This window comes from Rhizobium sp. R711 (assembly GCF_002211365.1).
GTDB lineage: Bacteria > Pseudomonadota > Alphaproteobacteria > Rhizobiales > Rhizobiaceae > Rhizobium.
Genome location: NZ_LOKZ01000003.1, coordinates 169098 through 186663, shown reverse-complemented (window position 1 = coordinate 186663; position 17566 = coordinate 169098). Strand labels below are relative to the sequence as shown.

Genomic DNA, 17566 nt, shown 5'->3' with positions numbered 1-17566 from the left:
CAAAGATATGGATATCGCCGCACTGAATAGCTTCATCGTCGAGGCAAAGGCCAATTCCTATGTCGGCGGCGGAAGTCCCGCGCCCGCGTGCCGAACAGGATCGCATGACATCGGTTATCAGCGCGGCCCATGGCGCTATCTCGACAGTTATTTCGGCGGCACCGATTTCGCCGGGCAGGAAGTGGTCTGGCTGGACAGCGAACCGATCTGGGCAATGAACTACTTCGGCCGCATCGTCGAGCATTCGCTGATCGACGGAGAACGGGCGGGGACTGTCATCAAGGCTGCGCTGTCAAAAATGTATGGCGAGTATCGACGCTTTCTCGGCGGTATGGAATTCGATCATGCCTTCGGTTTCTATGCCGATCAAAGCATGGGCGACTGCAGCCATTTCAGCGGCCGCGAGGTAATCGTCGTGAACGAACGCAGGGCCTACGAACTGGACTACCGTGGCGGCCTCATCCACCCGTGATCAGAAATCCACGACCTTGCCGTCGGCGATTGTGACGCGCCGGTCCATGCGGCCGGCGAGTTCGTGATTGTGGGTCGCGATCAGCGCCGCCAGGCCGGATTGACGGACCAGCGCTTCGAGCGCGTCAAAGACGTAGCTCGCGGTTTCAGGATCAAGGTTGCCCGTAGGCTCGTCCGCCAAAAGCAGGCTTGGCGCATTGGCGACGGCGCGGGCAATCGCCACACGCTGTTGCTCGCCACCGGAAAGTTCCCCTGGACGATGCGCACCGCGATGACCGATTCGCATGTAGTCGAGCAACTGGCCAGCGCGCTCCTTCGCTTCCTTGCGCGGCAGCCCGGCGATCATCTGCGGCATCATGATATTCTCGATCGCGGAGAATTCCGGCAGCAGGTGATGGAACTGATAGACGAAACCGATCTCATTGCGACGGATCGCCGTGCGCTTGTCGTCCGGCAAACCGTCACAGGCGTGGCCGTTGATTGTCACCTCTCCCCCATCGGGATGCTCGAGAAGGCCGGCAACATGCAGCAGCGTCGATTTACCCGTGCCCGACGGCGCGACAAGGGCGACAATTTCACCGCTGTTCAACGTGAAGTCCACACCCTTCAGGATCGAGAGCAGCGTCTCACCCTGGCCGTAGTGGCGCTCGACGCCGGAAAGCTTGAGAACGGTAGTCCGCTTCATAAAAATAGCATTCCTTATTCGTAGCGCAGGGCCTGCACGGGATCGAGCTTGGAGGCCCGCCACGCCGGGAAGATGGTGGCGAGGAAGGACAGCGTCAGGGCCATGATGACGACCGAGAGTGTCTCTCTAAGGCTCATTTCTGCCGGCAGTTGGCTGAGGAAATAGAGCTGAGGATCGAACAGCACCGTCCCGGAAACCCAGGAGAAAAACTCGCGGATCTTCTCGATGTTGATACAGACAATGACGCCGAGAAGGACGCCGGCCAGCGTGCCAACGACGCCGATTGCCGCGCCCGTCATGAAGAAGATGCGCATGATTGCGCCGGAGCTTGCGCCCATCGTGCGCAGGATGGCGATATCGCTGCCCTTGTCCTTCACCAGCATGATCAGGCCGGAAATGATGTTAAGCGCCGCGACGAGAACGATGAGCGTCAGGATCATGAACATGACGTTCCGCTCGACTTCCAGGGCGGAGAAGAAGGTCTGATTGCGTTGCCGCCAGTCGGTGATCGCGATCTGGCGGCCTGCTGCGGCTTCGACCTTCGGCCGCATGTTGTCGATGTCGTCGGGATTGTCGACGAAGAGCTCAATGGATTGAACCAGCCCCTCGGCGTTGAAGTAAAGCTGTGCTTCCTCGAGCGGCATATAGATGATCGTCGCGTCGTACTCCGACATGCCGATCTCGAAAATGCCGGAAACCTTGTAGGATTTGACCCGTGGGTTGACGCCCATCGGCGTGACGTCGCCCTCCGGCGATATCAACGTGATGGTGTCACCGGCCTGGAGGCCGAGTTGTGTAGCCATGCCCGAGCCGATCAGGACACCTTGCCCAGCGGCAAAGCCGACAAGATCGCCGGACTTGATGTTGCCCGAGACCGTCTTCACCTTGTCCAGGTCTTCAGGCCGGATACCGCGTACCAGCGCGCCCGTACCGGCACCGCCCTGCCCGGAAGCCAACGTCTGCCCTTCCACGAGCGGCAGGGCCAGCTTGACGCCCGGCACGGCGCCAAGCCGATCGGTCAGCGCCGGATAGTCGTTGAACGGCGTATCAACGGGCTGAACGATCATGTGGCCGTTGATGCCAAGAATGCGGGAGATCAGCTCCGTGCGAAATCCATTCATCACAGCCATGACGATGATGAGCGTGGCAACACCAAGCATAATTCCGATGAAAGAGAAGCCGGCGATCACCGAAATGAACGCCTCCTTGCGGCGGGCGCGCAGATAGCGCCACGCCACAAGCCGTTCGAAGGCGGAAAATGGCCGGCTGGCCGGCGCCGAGCCGGATCTGGAACCCTGCCGCTGGCTCACCGCTGCATCTGCCATCCTGCCACCCGCCCTTCTCAGCCCAAGAGCTTATTGATCGCCGCGTCGATGGTCATCGTTTCGCGGGCGCCTGTCTTGCGGTCCTTCACTTCGACTTCGCCGCTCGCGACCGCACGCGGGCCGGCAATGATCTGCAGCGGAACACCGATCAGATCGGCGGTCGCGAATTTCGTCCCGGCGCGATCGTCGGTATCGTCATAGAGGACGTCCTTGCCGGCATTTGAGAGCGCCGCATAGATCTTCTCGCAGGCCGCATCGCACGCCGCATCACCGGCCTTCATGTTGATCACGACCGCATCGAACGGCGCCACGGACGCCGGCCAGATGATTCCGTTTTCGTCATGCGATGCTTCGATGATGGCGGGAACAAGGCGGGTCGGGCCAATCCCGTAGGAACCCATGTGGACGGTATGTTCCTTGCCGTCCGGACCTTGCACCTTCGCGCCCATCGGCTCGGAATACTTCGTGCCGAAGTAGAAGATATGCCCCACTTCAATGCCGCGCGCAGAGAGGCGATCGTCTTCCGGAACCGCGTTGAACGCGGCTTCGTCATGCATCTCCGACGTGGCGGCATAAAGCGACGTCCACTTGTCGAAGACTGCCTTCAGGCCCTCCACGCTGTCGAAGTCGGTATCTTGAGCCGGGATATCAAAGTTCACAAAATCCTTGTGGCAGAACACCTCTGACTCGCCGGTGTCGGCCAGAATGATGAACTCATGGCTGAGATTGCCACCGATCGGGCCGGTATCGGCACGCATCGGAATGGCGCGGAGGCCGAGGCGATCGAACGTGCGCAGATAGGCGGTGAACATCTTGTTATAGGAGTGCTCCGCGCCTTCGCGCGTCAGATCGAAGGAATAAGCATCCTTCATCATGAATTCACGCGAGCGCATGGTGCCGAAGCGCGGACGGATCTCGTCGCGGAACTTCAGCTGAATGTGATACAGGTTGAGCGGCAAGCTCTTGTAGGACTTCACGTAGGACCGGAAGATATCCGTGACCATTTCCTCGTTGGTCGGGCCATACAGCATCGGGCGATCCTGGCGATCCTTGATGCGCAGCATTTCCTTGCCGTAGGCGTCGTAGCGCCCGCTTTCCTGCCAGAGCTCGGCCGACTGCAGCGTCGGCATCGACAGCTCGATCGCGCCGGCGCGGTTCTGCTCCTCACGGATGATGTTGTTGACCTTGTCAAGGACGCGCTTGCCGAGTGGCAACCAGGAATAGATGCCCTGCGACTGCTGCCGGATCATGCCGGCGCGCAACATCAGCCGATGGGAGACGATTTCCGCCTCCTTGGGGTTTTCCTTCAGGATGGGCATGAAATAGCGAGACAGGCGCATGGTGAATTCCAGAGCTGTTGAGATACCGCATGTCGCGGAATCGAAGGCGATCACAAATATTGGCAGCGTTCATAGCTGCTTCGCGAAAGGAAAGAAACCCGCGACGGGCTGAAGCGGACTGCCGTAAAAGCAAGTTCGCACGTGCGAAGCAGACAAAGTAAGAAAAAGGCGGAATTATAATGGTTTGTACGAAATTCTTATCAACAGAAAAAAATTGCTCGAGTGTAGCAAAAATGCAAAAAAACCTGATGACAAAGCCCATTCTTTGAGCTAGCTTTAGCCCACAAAACAGGCAGGGAGCTAAATTCCTGCCGATTTCGCGGTCAAGTCTTGGGAGGATCAGATCTTAGGCGCGCTTGTCGCAGCCCCGGCAACGGATAAGGATCACGCGATACTTAAAACAAGGCTTTCAGCCTTGTTTTTTTTTGCTCTTTTCCGCCATATTCCGCTTTCCAGCAGATTCGCTACCGTAGCGTAAGGCCTCATTCCGTCGCGGCATCTCCTTGCCGCAACTTCATGACACGCGTGTGACAGCTAGAATCCGCGTTCGCCCAAAAACTGGGCAAACGCTCTTACACGTTTGAGAATGAAGGGCCGATCTGCGGCAGGGCGTCGAAGCCCCACCCGAAGTAGTTCGAAGCAATATACCACAACGCATAGATGACGGCGGAGATGAGCGTCGTCATCGAGAAGACAAATACCGGCCGGAATCGGGTCGGCGCGCTGTGAACAGTTCCCAATACGATATCGTTGTCTTCCGCTTGCGTGCGCAGGCCGATCGGGAGGACGCCAAAGAGGGTAATCCACCACACGATAAAGTAGACGGCGAAGCCCTGTAGAAATATCTGCAGCATCGAAATGGTCCCGCTAAGCTCATTGCGACTATCGCAATTGTCGCGCTTATAGGCCGAAATGTCGGTCGACACAAAGCAGGTTTGAACCACTTCCCGACATTTACCGGATTTGTGTCACTCTGCCGCAGGCTTGTTCAAACCTGCTCCAGTTCGATCAGAGTGCCGAAAAAGTCCTTCGGATGCAGGAACAGCACCGGCTTGCCGTGCGCGCCAATCTTCGGCTGACCATTGCCAAGTACTCTTGCGCCTGCCTGCATCAGCTGATCGCGAGCAGCGAGAATATCGCCGACTTCGTAGCAGATGTGATGCATTCCGCCGGACGGGTTCTTATCCAGGAAAGCCGCAATCGGCGAGTCCGCCCCCAACGGCTGCAGAAGCTCAATTTTGGTATTCGGCAGTTCCACGAAGACAACAGTGACGCCGTGCTCCGGCAGAGCCTGCGGGGCCGAGACGGATCCGCCAAGTGTGTCCCGATATGCCGCGGTTGCGGCCGCGAGATCGGGAACAGCGATAGCAACGTGATTGACCCGGCCGAGCATGCGTTACACCTTCGTAACAAACACCGTGACCACGGGCTTCTTGCCCCAGGTCTGGTTTGCTGCTGCACGGATGGCACGGCGAACCGACTCCTGCAGCAGGTCGAGATCCTTCCGGCGTGCCCGCGGTATGCTTTCGATGGCGCCAACAGCAGCATCGTAGAGCGTATCTTCCATCTCGTCGCCCTCGTCGTCGTAGACAGGCAGACCTATCGCAACAAGGTCCGGATCTCCAACGATATCGTAGCGGCTGTCGATCACGACGTTGACGGCAACATGGCCGACATAGGAAAGCTTCTTGCGCTCGCCGATGCCCATCTCGTCGAAATCGCCGATCAGCGAACCGTCCTTGTAGATGCGGCCATGCGGTGCCTCGTCGATCACCTCGACTGGTCCCGGCGCCAGACGAAGAATGTCGCCGTTGCGCACGCGCGGCACGATCGAGATGCCAGACTGCTCCGCGAGTTCCTTGTGTGCCGTCAGGTGCGTCGCCTCGCCGTGTACCGGCACGACAATCTTCGGCCGTGTCAGCTCGTACATCTTCTGCAACTCGTTGCGGCGCGGATGTCCGGAAACGTGAACTAGGGCCTCGTTGTCGGTGATGACATGGACGCCCTGCTCGATCAGGCCGTTCTTGATATCCTGGATCGCCTTCTCGTTGCCCGGAATGGCGCGGGAAGAAAATACGACGATGTCGCCTGATGCAAGCGCCACGTTTCGCATCTCGTCGCGCGAAAGTTTGGCAAGGGCAGCGCGTGGCTCACCCTGGCTGCCGGTCAGGATGACCACCACCTTGTCGCGCGGGATGTAGCCGTACTCCTCCTCGGAAATAAACGGCTTGATGCCTTCCATCAGACCAATATCGCGAGACACGTCGACAACGCGCTTGAGCGAACTGCCAAGCAAAAGGACTTCGCGGCCTTCAGCCTCGGCCGCCTCGGCTACCGTGCGAATACGGCCGACATTCGATGAGAACGTCGTCACCGCAACACGGCCTTCGGCATTCTCGATGATCTTGCGCAAGCTCTCGGAGACGTCCTTCTCCGACGGCGATACGCCATCCCGAAGAGCGTTCGTGGAATCGCACATCAACGCCAGAACGCCTTCGTCGCCGAGCTGGCGGAAACGGGTCTCGTCTGTCAACGGACCGAGCGACGGTTCATGATCGATCTTCCAGTCGCCGGTATGGATCACATTGCCGAGGGGCGTGCGGATCACCAGCGACATCGGTTCGGGGATGGAATGGTTGACGGCCACGCCCTCGACGCTGAAAGGGCCCGCATTGACGGTGTTGCCCGCCGTGAACAGCGTCACCGGGATCTCGCCGATGGCCGACTTTTCAAAATTGCGCTTCGCCTCGAGAAGCCCTGCTGTAAAGGCCGAGGCATAGACTGGAACGTTGAGGCCTGGCCATAGATCGGCGAGCGCGCCATAGTGGTCCTCATGCGCGTGGGTGATGAAGATCGCCTTCAGGCTCTTGCGCTCGCTGGCGAGATATCGAATGTCGGGCAACACAAGATCGACACCCGGCAAGTCAGGTCCAGGAAAGGTGACGCCGCAGTCGACCATGATCCACTGGCGATGATCCGGCGGGCCGTAGCCGTAAAGGGCGAGATTCATTCCGATCTCGCCAACGCCGCCCAACGGCAGAAATACCAGTTCGTCCTGCTTCGCCATATTATTCTTATTTCCAATCAACCAAAGAAGACATCGCCGGCGGCAATCGTCATCATCCTGCCTGCGCCGGTATCGAGCATCAACAGGCCATTATCATCAATTCCGGCGAAGTGGCCGGAAATCGACCGGTCCGGCAGGTTCACAGTTATCTTTTCGCCAATGCCGCAGGCAACTCGGCGCCAGCGTTCGGTGATTTCGCGCACGCCACGGCCGCGGTCCCATGCCTCCAAGACCTCCGCCATCGACGCAAAGAGATGGGCGAAAACCTCTTCAGGGGAAGCGGAGCTCCCTTGCTCGCGCAGGCAGGTCACCGGATAGAGCGGGTTGTCGGGCATGAATGCGACGTTGATACCGATGCCAATGACGAGCGCATGGCGTCCGTCCGGAAGGGTTTCGCCCTCGACGAGAATGCCACAAGTCTTCTTTCGTCCGATCAGGATATCGTTCGGCCACTTCACTTCCAGCGGTTCGGCCGTATGCGGCAGCACATGGCGAACAGCCTGATGCACTGCGACGGCGATTGCCAGCGGCAGCGAGCCGAGGCGCTCCATGGGAGCCGGATCGACGAGAAGAAGCGAGGCGTAGAGATTGCCCCGCTCCGAAACCCAGGGCCGTCCCCGGCGACCGCGGCCGCCGGTCTGCTTTTCCGCCGTGATCCAAAGGAGACCGCGGTCCCCTGCCCGCGCACGGGCAAGGCATTCGCTGTTCGTGGACGATGTCTCCGACAGAGCCTCGTGCCTGAAATCGTCGAGCGATATCCGGCGCCGTGCCTCAGAGTTCATCAAAAGAGCGTCGCAGCAGCAAGCTCGGCCGCACCGCCGATCGGACCGCCGATGAAGACATAGGCGAGAACGAAGAGGCCGGACAGGCCAAAGACAAGACGAAGAGACGCCGAGACGCGAGCGAACTCGCCCGTGGCTTCATCAAACCACATCAGCTTGATGACGCGCAGGTAATAGTAAGCGCCGACGACCGATGCCAGAACGCCGATGATGGCAAGCGCATAGAGCTTGGCCTCGATTGCAGCGACAAACACGAAGTACTTGGCGAAGAAGCCTGCGAGCGGAGGAATACCGGCCAGCGAGAACATGAGGATGGTCAGCACCGTTGCCATGAACGGATTGGTGGTCGACAGGCCAGCCAAGTCATTGACCTCCTCGACAACCGTCCCGTCCTTGCGGCGCATCGACATGATGATCGCGAAGCTGCCGAGCGTCATCACCATGTAGATGACCATGTAGAGCATGACGCCGGAAACGCCGGTCTGGTTGCCCGCGGCAAGGCCAACCAATGCGTAGCCCATGTGACCGATCGACGAATAGGCCATCAGTCGCTTGATGTTCTTCTGACCGATTGCGGCAAAGGAACCAAGCAGCATGGAAGCGATCGAAATGAACACCACGACCTGCTGCCAATCCGCCAGGACCGGCTGGAAGGCGGTGATCACAATGCGGGTCATCATCGCCATCGCGGCAACTTTCGGGGCACTGGCAAGGAAAGCCGTGACCGGGGTCGGCGCACCTTCATAAACGTCCGGCGTCCACATGTGGAACGGAACTGCGGAAATCTTGAAGGCGATGCCGGCGAGGATGAACACGAGGCCGAAGACGAGGCCAAGCGAGCGGGCACCGTCGACGGTCAGAGCCTGGGCGATATCAGCGAACTGCGTGTGACCGGTGAAGCCATAAACCAGCGACATGCCGTACAGCAGCATGCCCGAGGAAAGCGCGCCGAGCACGAAGTACTTCAGGCCGGCTTCCGTGGACTTGACGCTCTCGCGATTGATCGCAGCAACGACGTAGATCGCGAGCGATTGCAGTTCAAGACCGAGGTAGAGCGAGATGAGATCGTTGGCCGAAATCATCAGCAGAATACCGAGCGTGCAGAGCACGAGCAGTACCGGAAACTCGAACTTATCGAGCTGGTTTTCCTTGGCGAGGCCGAGCGACATGAAGAGCGCCGAGATCGATCCAACCAATGCCGTGATCTTCATGAAGCGACCGAAGCCGTCCGACAGGAAGACGCCGCCATAGGCAACGCCTTCGCTGGGAACGAAAATCAGCCAGAGCGCGGCAGCAGCCAGCACGATCATCGCGAGAACGCTGACCATACGGCCCGAACGCTCTCCCGAGAAGACGCCGATCATTAGCAACGCCAGGGCGCCGACAGCGAGGATCAACTCCGGAATGGAAAGATGCAGGCTTGCGAGAATAGTTTCAGAGGTCATGTCCCAAAAGTCCCGTCATCATTTCATCGACAGCGCAACGTCCTGCGCTGCCTGGACTGCGGCCGTATAGCTATGGATCAGCTGGTCAACCGAAGCAGCGGTCACATCGAAGACCGGAGCCGGATAGACGCCGAAGAAGATGGTCAGTGCGATCAGCGGATAAAGTATCAACTGTTCACGCGGAGAAAGGTCGAGCAGCGCCTTCAGCCTTTCCTTTTCCAGCGCGCCGAAGATCACCCGGCGATAGAGCCAGAGTGCATAGGCGGCGGAGAGGATAACGCCGGTCGCGGCGAAGAGTGCGACCCAGGTGTTGACGCGGAAGACGCCAATCAGGGTCAGGAATTCGCCGATGAAGCCCGAGGTGCCCGGCAGGCCGACGTTCGCCATCGTGAAGACCATCATCGCGACGGCGTATTTTGGCATGTTGTTGACCAGGCCGCCATAGGCCGCAATCTCGCGGGTATGGGTCCGGTCGTAGATCACACCGACGCAAAGGAAGAGAGCGCCGGAGACGATGCCGTGCGATAGCATCTGGAAGATCGAGCCCTGCAGACCCTGCGCGTTGGCCGCAAAGATACCCATTGTCACGTAACCCATGTGGGCGACCGACGAATAGGCGATCAGCTTCTTCATGTCGTCCTGCATCAGCGCCACCAGCGAGGTGTAGATGATGGCAATGACCGACAATGCGAAGACGAGCGGCGCGAAGAACTCGGAGGCAACCGGGAACATGCCGAGCGAGAAGCGGATCAGGCCATAGCCGCCGAGCTTCAGAAGCACGCCTGCCAGGATGACCGAGCCCGCGGTCGGCGCTTGAACGTGTGCATCGGGAAGCCACGTGTGAACAGGCCACATCGGCATCTTGACTGCGAAGGATGCGAAGAAGGCAAGCCAGAGCCAGGTCTGCATCTGCGGCGGGAACTTATAGGCGAGCAGCGCCGGGATATCCGTCGTGCCGGCCTGCCAGTACATCGCCATGATGGCGAGCAGCATCAGAACGGAGCCGAGCAGCGTGTAGAGGAAGAACTTGTAGCTGGCGTAGACGCGATCCTTGCCGCCCCAAACGCCGATGATGAGGAACATCGGAATGAGGCCGGCTTCGAAGAACACGTAGAAGAGAACGATATCGAGCGAAACGAAGACGCCGACCATCATCACTTCCAGGATCAGGAAGGCAATCATGTAGTCCTTGAGGCGCTTTTCGATCGAGAGCCAGCTCGCCAGTACGCAGAACGGCATGAGGAAGGTCGTCAGGATCACGAAGAGCATCGAGATCCCGTCAATGCCGAGGTGATAGCTGATGCCGGTGCCGAGCCAGCCATGCTTCTCGATCATCTGGAAGCCCGGGTTCGCATTGTCGAAACCGATCCAGAGAAAGAGCGAAAGGACAAACGTCACGATCGTCGTGATCAACGAGATGTTGAGCACGTTGCGGCGGCCACTCGGACCATTTTCATTCATCAGCAGCAGGAGCACCACGCCGACGAGCGGCAGGAAGGTGACCGTTGAAAGAATGGGCCAATCGGTCATCAGAAGGAACTCCCGAGCATCATCCAAGTAACAAGCGCCGCAACGCCGATCAGCATGGCGAACGCGTAGTGATAGAGGTAACCGGTCTGTAAGCGCACGACGCGGTTCGTGACATCGACGACGCGGGCAGCGACGCCATTCGGGCCGTAGGTATCGATGACGCCGACATCACCCTTCTTCCACAGGAACCGACCGAGCGCCTTTGCTGAGCGGACGAAGAGGAAGTCGTAGAGCTCGTCGAAGTACCACTTGTTCAGGAGGAACTGGTACAGCACACGATGCTGCTGCGCGAGCACACGCGGCGTCGACGGCGACTTGATGTACATGTACCAGGCCGTCACGAAACCAATGAGCATGGCGATGAACGGGCTGAGGCCAACCCAGGCCGGAACGTGATGGAACTCTTCGAGCAGTTCGTTGTGCTGTGAGGTGAAGATCGCACCCTTCCAGAACTCGGCATATTCCTCGCCGTAGAAGCGGCCTTCGAAGAGGACGCCGGCCAGAACCGCGCCGGCAGCGAGCAGGTAGAGCGGCACCAGCATGACCTGCGGCGACTCGTGAACGTGATGCATCACTTCGTGGGACGCACGCGGCTTGCCGAAGAAAGTCAAGAAAGCCAGACGCCAAGAATAGAAGCTCGTGAACAGGGCCGCGATGACCAGCAGCGTAAAGGCAAAGCCTGCGACCGGCGAATGCGACGCGTAAGCCGCCTCGATGATCACGTCCTTCGAGAAGAAGCCGGCAAAACCGATCGGTGTGAACGGAATACCGACGCCGGTCAGCGCCAGGGTGCCGATCGTCATCATCCAGAAGGTCACGGGGATGTGCTTACGCAGACCACCCATGTATCGCATGTCCTGCTCGCCATCGACGGCGTGGATCACCGAGCCGGCGCCAAGGAACAGCAGAGCCTTGAAGAAGGCGTGCGTGAAGAGGTGGAAGATGGCGGCGCCATAAGCACCGACGCCGAGCGCAACGAACATGTAGCCGAGCTGCGAGCAGGTCGAGTAAGCGATGACGCGCTTGATGTCGTTCTGCACGAGGCCAACAGTTGCCGCGAAGAAGGCTGTGATCGCACCGATCGTCGTTACGAAGACGAGCGCATCTGGCGAAAGCTCAAACAGCGGCGACATGCGAGCGACGAGGAAGACGCCCGCGGTAACCATGGTTGCAGCATGGATGAGAGCCGACACTGGCGTCGGGCCTTCCATCGCGTCTGGGAGCCAAGTGTGCAGCAGGAACTGTGCCGACTTACCCATCGCGCCCATGAAGAGCAGCAGGCAGGCGCCAGTCAGCGCATGTGCCTTGTCGAGATGCATGCCAAAGAGGTTGAGAACGATCTCGCCGCCCTCACCACCAGCTTCGCCCGGAGCAAAGCTCGCAGCGTTCGCGAAGATGGTGTCGAGGTTGATCGCACCAAATAGCACGAACAGGCTCGCAATGCCGAGGATGAAGCCGAAGTCACCGACGCGGTTGACGACGAAGGCCTTGATCGCAGCGGCGTTTGCCGACGGTTTCTTGAACCAGAAGCCGATGAGCAGATACGAAGCGAGACCAACGCCTTCCCAGCCGAAGAACATCTGGGCCAGGTTGTCGGCCGTCACAAGCATCAGCATCGCGAAGGTGAAAAGCGAGAGATAGGCGAAGAAACGCGGACGATGCGGATCATGATGCATGTATCCGATCGAATAGACGTGCACCAGAGTCGAGACCGTGTTGACGACGATCAACATGACCGAGGTGAGCGTATCGACGCGCAGCGACCAGGATACGTCAATACCGCCGGACTGGATCCAGCGCAGCACTTCGACCTTGATGGGGCCGCCTTCGTGGTGGCCCATGCCGACGGTGATGAAAACATACCACGACAGCACCGCCGCGATGATCATCAGCCCGCAGGTGACGTATTCCGATGCCTTGGCGCCGATCGCGCGGCCGAAGAGGCCGGCGATGATCGCGCCAATCAGGGGAAGAAAGACGATAGCCTTATATAAAAACATAGCCTTATCAGCCCTTCATCATATTGACGTCTTCGACGCCGATCGAGCCGCGGTTGCGGTAGAAGACGACGAGAATTGCAAGACCGATAGCCGCTTCAGCCGCAGCGACGGTCAGAATAAACAATGCGAAAACCTGGCCGACGATGTCGTTGAGGAACGACGAGAAGGCGACCATGTTGATATTGACCGCAAGCAGAATGAGCTCGATCGACATCAGGATAACGATGATGTTCTTCCGGTTCAGGAAGATACCGAAGACGCCGAGCGTGAAGAGGATGGCGCTGACCGTCAGGTAATGGGAAAGTCCGATGACCATTGTATTTGTTCCTTAAGCTCGCGCCTGCCTCAAACGCCCTGACCCGGCTTGACCTTGACCACTTCGACGGCGGTCTCAGGGCTGCGGGCAACCTGTCGGGCGATATTCTGCCGCTTGATGTTCTGGCGATGCTTGAGCGTCAGCACGATCGCACCGATCATCGCGACGAGCAGCACCAGACCAGCGATCTGGAAGAAGTAGACGTAATTCGTATAGAGCACATCGCCGAGAGCGGCGGTATTCGTGCGCTCAGACAGCGGCGGGATCGGCATCGTGACCGTTTTGGCGATCTCCGGCGAGATCACGCTGCCACCGCCGACAACGATCAGCTCAGCCGCAAGGATCAACCCGATGACCGCACCGATCGGCGCGTATTCGAGAACGCCCGCGCGCAACTCCGTAAAGTCGATGTCGAGCATCATAACCACGAAGAGGAAGAGAACGGCCACGGCACCGACGTAAACGACGAGCAGGATCATCGCCAGGAATTCGGCGCCCAGCAGCAGGAAGAGGCCAGCCGCGTTGAAGAAAACCAGGATCAGGAAGAGAACCGAATGAACCGGATTCTTCGACCAGATGACCATGAACGCCGACGCTACCGCGACAAAGGCGAAAAGATAGAAAAATAGAGCCTGCAGACCCATGTTGGTGCCTTTTTCATCTTCCCCCGGGCAGCCGGGAGTTTCCCTGCCCGATGAAGCTTCGCGCGGAACTCTCCGGCAAAACTCCGGTGCATGTTGACCGGAAGCCGCGCGAGCGGCGACACTCCGGCATTTCAATTTCGATCAACGGTACGGAGCATCCAGCGCGATGTTGCGCGCGATTTCACGCTCCCACCGGTCGCCGTTGTCGAGGAGCTTCTGCTTGTCGAAGTAGAGCTCTTCGCGTGTTTCCGTCGCAAATTCGAAATTCGGGCCTTCGACGATCGCATCGACCGGGCACGCTTCCTGGCAGAAGCCACAGTAGATGCACTTGACCATGTCGATGTCATAACGAACCGTGCGGCGCGTGCCATCGTTGCGGCGGGGACCGGCTTCGATGGTGATCGCCTGTGCAGGACAGATCGCCTCACACAGCTTGCAGGCAATGCAGCGCTCTTCGCCGTTGGGATAACGACGCAGCGCGTGTTCGCCGCGGAAGCGCGGGCTGACCGGTCCCTTTTCGAACGGGTAGTTGACCGTTGCCTTCTGCTTAAAAAAGTACCGGAAGGTCAGCCAGAACGCACCGACGAATTCCTTCAGGAACAGCGAGCTGACCGCGTTGGACAAGCCTGCCATCTTCAACCTCCAATATTGCTTGAAACGAGGGCCGGCATGATCATGCCCAACCCGTCAGCTTCAGCACGAATGCGACGATAACGACCATGGCGAGCGACAGCGGAAGGAAAACCTTCCAGCCGAGGCGCATCAGCTGGTCGTAGCGATAGCGCGGGACGAACGCCTTGACCATCGCGAACATAAAGAACACCAGGCACGACTTCAGCGTGAACCAGATAACACCCGGAACCCAGTTCAGGAGCCATACGTCGACGGGCGGCAGCCAGCCTCCGAGGAACAGGATCGTCGTCAGCGAGCACATCAGAACGATGGCCGCATATTCGCCGAGCATGAACATCATGTAGAGCGAGGAGCCGTATTCGACCATGAAGCCGGCGACGAGTTCCGATTCGGCTTCAGGAAGATCGAAAGGCGGGCGGTTCGTTTCAGCCAGCGCCGAAATAAAGAAGATGATGAACATCGGGAACAGCGCCAGCCAGTGCCAGTCGAGGAACGATGACGGCAGACCAAGGCGCGTGCCGAGACCAGCCTGCTGGGCATGGACGATGTCCGTCAGGTTCAGCGAGCCAACGCAGAGCAAAACGGTGACGATGACGAAGCCGATCGAGACTTCGTAGGACACCATCTGTGCAGCGGAGCGCAATGCACCAAGGAAGGGGTACTTCGAGTTCGAAGCCCAACCGCCCATAATGATGCCGTACACTTCAAGCGACGAGATCGCGAAGATGTAGAGGATGCCGACATTGATGTTGGCGATGACCCAGCCATCCGCCAGCGGCACGACCGCCCAGGTCGACAGTGCCAGAAGCACGGTGACGAGAGGCGCGAGCAAGAAGACTGCCTTGTTGGCACCAGCGGGGATAACCGGCTCCTTGAAGACGAACTTCAAAAGATCGGCGAAGGACTGGAAAAGGCCCCACGGACCCACCACATTCGGACCGCGGCGGAGCTGTACGGCTGCCCAGATCTTACGGTCGGCCAACAGGATGTAGGCGATAAAGACGAGCAGGCAGACCAGGAGAAGAAGCGACTGACCGACCATCAGGAGGCCGGGCAAGACATAAGTTGAAACAAACGATTCCATAGTCCCCTGCCCTTACTCTGCCGCGACTTTGAAGTTGTTGCGGGCCAATGCCGAGCACTCGGCCATCACTGCCGAAGCGCGCGCGATCGGGTTCGTCAAATAGAAGTCTTTGACCGGCGAAGCAAACCCGGATTTGTTCATCTTGCCGGCTTTTTTCGCGACTGCGGCAATTTTGGCGCTGTCGCTTTCAGCGATCTCATCGAACGCTGCGAAATGCGGGAAGGCCGCATAGAGCTTCGCACGCAATTCGCTAAGTGAATCGAATGCAAGTTTCTTGCCAAGCACGTCGGACAGCGCACGCAGAATCGCCCAGTCTTCGCGGGCGTCGCCCGGCGCAAAGCCGGCGCGATTGCCCATCTGAACGCGACCCTCGGTGTTGACCCAGGTGCCGGACTTTTCGGTATAGGCAGCCGCCGGCAGGATGACGTCGGCATTGTGGGCACCGTTGTCGCCGTGCGAGCCGATGTAGACCGTCAGCTTTGCCTTCTTGGCACCGAAATCGAGTTCGTCGGCGCCAAGTAGGAAGAGAACGTCCATCGAGGTCAGCATCTCCGCGGCGTTAACGCCCTTGGCACCCGGAACGAAGCCAAGGTCAAGACCGCCAACGCGTGATGCTGCGGTGTGCAGCACGGCAAAACCGTTCCAGCCTTCGACGACTGCGCCGACCGTGCCAGCAAGCTTTGCAGCAGTTGCGAGAACACCAGCACCGTCGGTACGTGACAGAGCGCCCTGACCGATGAGGATCATCGGCTTCTTGGCATCCGTCAGAACCTTCGCGAACGCATGGTTGCCGTCGGCGATATCCTTCAGCGTGTCCGGGCCAGCGCCGAGATATTCATAGTCATAACGCAGTTCGCCAGCTTCGCCGATCACGCCGATCGGGAAGTTGCCGCGACGCCAGCGCTTGCGGATGCGAGCGTTGAGCACGGCGGCTTCGAAGCGCGGGTTGGCACCGATGATCAGCAGTGCGTCCGCCTGCTCGATGCCTTCAATCGTCGGGTTGAAGAGGTAGCTTGCGCGGCCGAGCGACGGATCAAGTGCCGTCCCATCCTGGCGACAGTCGAGGTTCTCGGAACCGAGCGACTTCACGAGTTCCGACAGCGCGTACATTTCTTCGACGGATGCGAGATCGCCGGCGACCGCACCGATCTTCTCGCCGCTGGTTGCGGCAACGGCAGCCTTGATGGCGCCGAAGGCTTCGCCCCAGGTCGCTGCCTGCAGACGGCCATCCTTGCGGACGTAGGGGCGGTCGAGACGCTGCGTCTTCAGGCCATCCCAGATGAAGCGGCTCTTGTCAGAAATCCACTCTTCATTGATCTGATCGTTGACGCGCGGCATGACGCGCATGACTTCGCGGCCACGCGTATCGACACGGATTGCGGAGCCGAGCGCGTCCATGACGTCGATCGTTTCGGTCTTGTTCAACTCCCACGGACGCGCCGTGAAGGCGAACGGCTTCGAGGTCAGCGCGCCGACCGGGCAGAGGTCAACTATGTTGCCCTGCAGCTCTGAGGTCATCGCCTGCTCGAGATAGGTGGTGATTTCGGCATCCTCGCCGCGGCCGATCAGGCCGAGTTCGGAAATGCCGGCCACTTCAGTCGTAAAGCGAACGCAGCGCGTGCAGTGAATGCAGCGGTTCATGACCGTCTTGACGAGCGGTCCAATATACTTGTCTTCGACGGCGCGCTTGTCTTCCTGATAGCGCGAGCTGTCGATGCCGAAGGCCATCGCCTGGTCCTGCAGGTCGCATTCGCCCCCCTGGTCACAGATCGGGCAATCCAGCGGATGGTTGATCAGCAGGAACTCCATCACGCCTTCACGGGCCTTCTTGACCATCGGCGTGTTGGTGAAGACCTCCGGAAGTTCGCCGTTCGGGCCGCCGCGGATGTCGCGCACACCCATGGCGCAAGAAGCCTGCGGCTTCGGCGGGCCACCTTTCACCTCAACGAGGCACATGCGGCAGTTGCCGGCAACCGAAAGGCGCTCGTGAAAGCAGAAGCGCGGAACTTCAGCACCGGCTTCCTCGCACGCCTGCAGCAGCGTGAAATGATCCGGAACTTCGATCTCGTTGCCGTCAATCTTCAGTTTTGCCATCGTCACTCAGTCCTGTTTCCCGTTTGCCGGATGGCGGCAAACAAACCCACTTTGCAACAGTTTCGCTGCCACGCCGGTTCTTACCCCGTTGGCATCGGTGTCGCTCAAATTCTGCGCCCATCCCGAGATCCGGGATCGGCTTTCGGCCTT

General features: G+C 59.2%; 16 protein-coding genes. 1 reads left to right on the top strand and 15 read right to left on the bottom strand.

All coding sequences use genetic code 11. The features are described from left to right. The first annotated feature begins 7 nt into the window (after positions 1 to 7). Entirely contained in the window at positions 8 to 472 is a 465-nt protein-coding gene (locus ATY80_RS07665; protein WP_088691842.1) for a DUF5680 domain-containing protein, read from the top strand. On the opposite strand, the gene ATY80_RS07660 is transcribed toward ATY80_RS07665, so the two are convergent. The 15 genes from ATY80_RS07660 to nuoG all read right to left on the bottom strand — a co-directional run bounded on the left by ATY80_RS07660 (position 473) and on the right by nuoG (position 17416). Next, positions 473 to 1156, bottom strand: coding sequence for an ABC transporter ATP-binding protein (locus tag ATY80_RS07660; RefSeq protein ID WP_088691841.1), 684 nt, complete (start codon positions 1154 to 1156; stop codon positions 473 to 475). 14 nt (positions 1157 to 1170) lie between these two features. Continuing rightward, a complete protein-coding gene (locus ATY80_RS07655) occupies positions 1171 to 2481 on the bottom strand; it encodes a lipoprotein-releasing ABC transporter permease subunit (protein WP_088691840.1) in 1311 nt (436 codons plus the stop codon). A gap of 17 nt (positions 2482 to 2498) precedes the next feature. After that, positions 2499 to 3821, bottom strand: a complete 1323-nt coding sequence (proS, locus tag ATY80_RS07650; RefSeq protein WP_088691877.1) for a proline--tRNA ligase — start codon at positions 3819 to 3821, stop codon at positions 2499 to 2501. A gap of 572 nt (positions 3822 to 4393) precedes the next feature. Continuing rightward, positions 4394 to 4675, bottom strand: a complete 282-nt coding sequence (locus ATY80_RS07645) for a DUF1467 family protein (protein WP_088691876.1) — start codon at positions 4673 to 4675, stop codon at positions 4394 to 4396. A 134-nt stretch (positions 4676 to 4809) separates the two neighbouring features. After that, positions 4810 to 5214 (bottom strand): methylmalonyl-CoA epimerase, encoded by a 405-nt coding sequence (mce, locus tag ATY80_RS07640; protein ID WP_088691839.1) that lies wholly within the window; start codon positions 5212 to 5214, stop codon positions 4810 to 4812. A 3-nt stretch (positions 5215 to 5217) separates the two neighbouring features. Further along, positions 5218 to 6888 carry a ribonuclease J gene (locus tag ATY80_RS07635; protein ID WP_088691838.1) on the bottom strand — a complete coding sequence of 557 codons (1671 nt, stop codon included), beginning with the start codon at positions 6886 to 6888 and terminating at the stop codon, positions 5218 to 5220. 17 nt (positions 6889 to 6905) lie between these two features. Then, positions 6906 to 7670, bottom strand: a complete 765-nt coding sequence (locus ATY80_RS07630) for a biotin--[acetyl-CoA-carboxylase] ligase (RefSeq protein WP_088691837.1) — start codon at positions 7668 to 7670, stop codon at positions 6906 to 6908. Continuing rightward, a complete protein-coding gene (nuoN, locus tag ATY80_RS07625) occupies positions 7670 to 9115 on the bottom strand; it encodes an NADH-quinone oxidoreductase subunit NuoN (protein WP_088691836.1) in 1446 nt (481 codons plus the stop codon). Before nuoN ends, ATY80_RS07630 begins: the two co-directional genes overlap by 1 nt. A gap of 18 nt (positions 9116 to 9133) precedes the next feature. Further along, positions 9134 to 10645, bottom strand: coding sequence for an NADH-quinone oxidoreductase subunit M (locus ATY80_RS07620; RefSeq protein WP_088691835.1), 1512 nt, complete (start codon positions 10643 to 10645; stop codon positions 9134 to 9136). Continuing rightward, on the bottom strand, positions 10645 to 12645 hold the full coding sequence (gene nuoL, locus ATY80_RS07615) for an NADH-quinone oxidoreductase subunit L (protein ID WP_088691834.1): 2001 nt from the start codon (positions 12643 to 12645) through the stop codon (positions 10645 to 10647). Before nuoL ends, ATY80_RS07620 begins: the two co-directional genes overlap by 1 nt. 7 nt (positions 12646 to 12652) lie before the next feature. After that, positions 12653 to 12961 carry an NADH-quinone oxidoreductase subunit NuoK gene (nuoK, locus tag ATY80_RS07610; protein WP_007531803.1) on the bottom strand — a complete coding sequence of 103 codons (309 nt, stop codon included), beginning with the start codon at positions 12959 to 12961 and terminating at the stop codon, positions 12653 to 12655. A gap of 29 nt (positions 12962 to 12990) precedes the next feature. After that, a complete protein-coding gene (locus ATY80_RS07605) occupies positions 12991 to 13605 on the bottom strand; it encodes an NADH-quinone oxidoreductase subunit J (protein WP_088691833.1) in 615 nt (204 codons plus the stop codon). 141 nt (positions 13606 to 13746) lie between these two features. After that, positions 13747 to 14238 carry an NADH-quinone oxidoreductase subunit NuoI gene (gene nuoI, locus ATY80_RS07600; RefSeq protein ID WP_007531797.1) on the bottom strand — a complete coding sequence of 164 codons (492 nt, stop codon included), beginning with the start codon at positions 14236 to 14238 and terminating at the stop codon, positions 13747 to 13749. 40 nt (positions 14239 to 14278) lie between these two features. Then, complete coding sequence (gene nuoH / locus ATY80_RS07595; RefSeq protein WP_088691832.1) at positions 14279 to 15322, bottom strand: NADH-quinone oxidoreductase subunit NuoH; 1044 nt, start codon at positions 15320 to 15322, stop codon at positions 14279 to 14281. A 12-nt stretch (positions 15323 to 15334) separates the two neighbouring features. Next, positions 15335 to 17416, bottom strand: a complete 2082-nt coding sequence (gene nuoG / locus ATY80_RS07590; RefSeq protein ID WP_088691831.1) for an NADH-quinone oxidoreductase subunit NuoG — start codon at positions 17414 to 17416, stop codon at positions 15335 to 15337. Positions 17417 to 17566 lie beyond the last annotated feature (150 nt).

Coding starts and splice junctions, on each gene's coding strand:
- ATY80_RS07665 (WP_088691842.1), top strand. CDS start 8: ATGGATATCGCCGCACTGAATAGCTTCATCGTCGAGGCAAAGGCCAAT.
- ATY80_RS07660 (WP_088691841.1), bottom strand. CDS start 1,156: ATGAAGCGGACTACCGTTCTCAAGCTTTCCGGCGTCGAGCGCCACTAC.
- ATY80_RS07655 (WP_088691840.1), bottom strand. CDS start 2,481: ATGGCAGATGCAGCGGTGAGCCAGCGGCAGGGTTCCAGATCCGGCTCG.
- proS (WP_088691877.1), bottom strand. CDS start 3,821: ATGCGCCTGTCTCGCTATTTCATGCCCATCCTGAAGGAAAACCCCAAG.
- ATY80_RS07645 (WP_088691876.1), bottom strand. CDS start 4,675: ATGCTGCAGATATTTCTACAGGGCTTCGCCGTCTACTTTATCGTGTGG.
- mce (WP_088691839.1), bottom strand. CDS start 5,214: ATGCTCGGCCGGGTCAATCACGTTGCTATCGCTGTTCCCGATCTCGCG.
- ATY80_RS07635 (WP_088691838.1), bottom strand. CDS start 6,888: ATGGCGAAGCAGGACGAACTGGTATTTCTGCCGTTGGGCGGCGTTGGC.
- ATY80_RS07630 (WP_088691837.1), bottom strand. CDS start 7,670: ATGAACTCTGAGGCACGGCGCCGGATATCGCTCGACGATTTCAGGCAC.
- nuoN (WP_088691836.1), bottom strand. CDS start 9,115: ATGACCTCTGAAACTATTCTCGCAAGCCTGCATCTTTCCATTCCGGAG.
- ATY80_RS07620 (WP_088691835.1), bottom strand. CDS start 10,645: ATGACCGATTGGCCCATTCTTTCAACGGTCACCTTCCTGCCGCTCGTC.
- nuoL (WP_088691834.1), bottom strand. CDS start 12,645: ATGTTTTTATATAAGGCTATCGTCTTTCTTCCCCTGATTGGCGCGATC.
- nuoK (WP_007531803.1), bottom strand. CDS start 12,961: ATGGTCATCGGACTTTCCCATTACCTGACGGTCAGCGCCATCCTCTTC.
- ATY80_RS07605 (WP_088691833.1), bottom strand. CDS start 13,605: ATGGGTCTGCAGGCTCTATTTTTCTATCTTTTCGCCTTTGTCGCGGTA.
- nuoI (WP_007531797.1), bottom strand. CDS start 14,238: ATGGCAGGCTTGTCCAACGCGGTCAGCTCGCTGTTCCTGAAGGAATTC.
- nuoH (WP_088691832.1), bottom strand. CDS start 15,322: ATGGAATCGTTTGTTTCAACTTATGTCTTGCCCGGCCTCCTGATGGTC.
- nuoG (WP_088691831.1), bottom strand. CDS start 17,416: ATGGCAAAACTGAAGATTGACGGCAACGAGATCGAAGTTCCGGATCAT.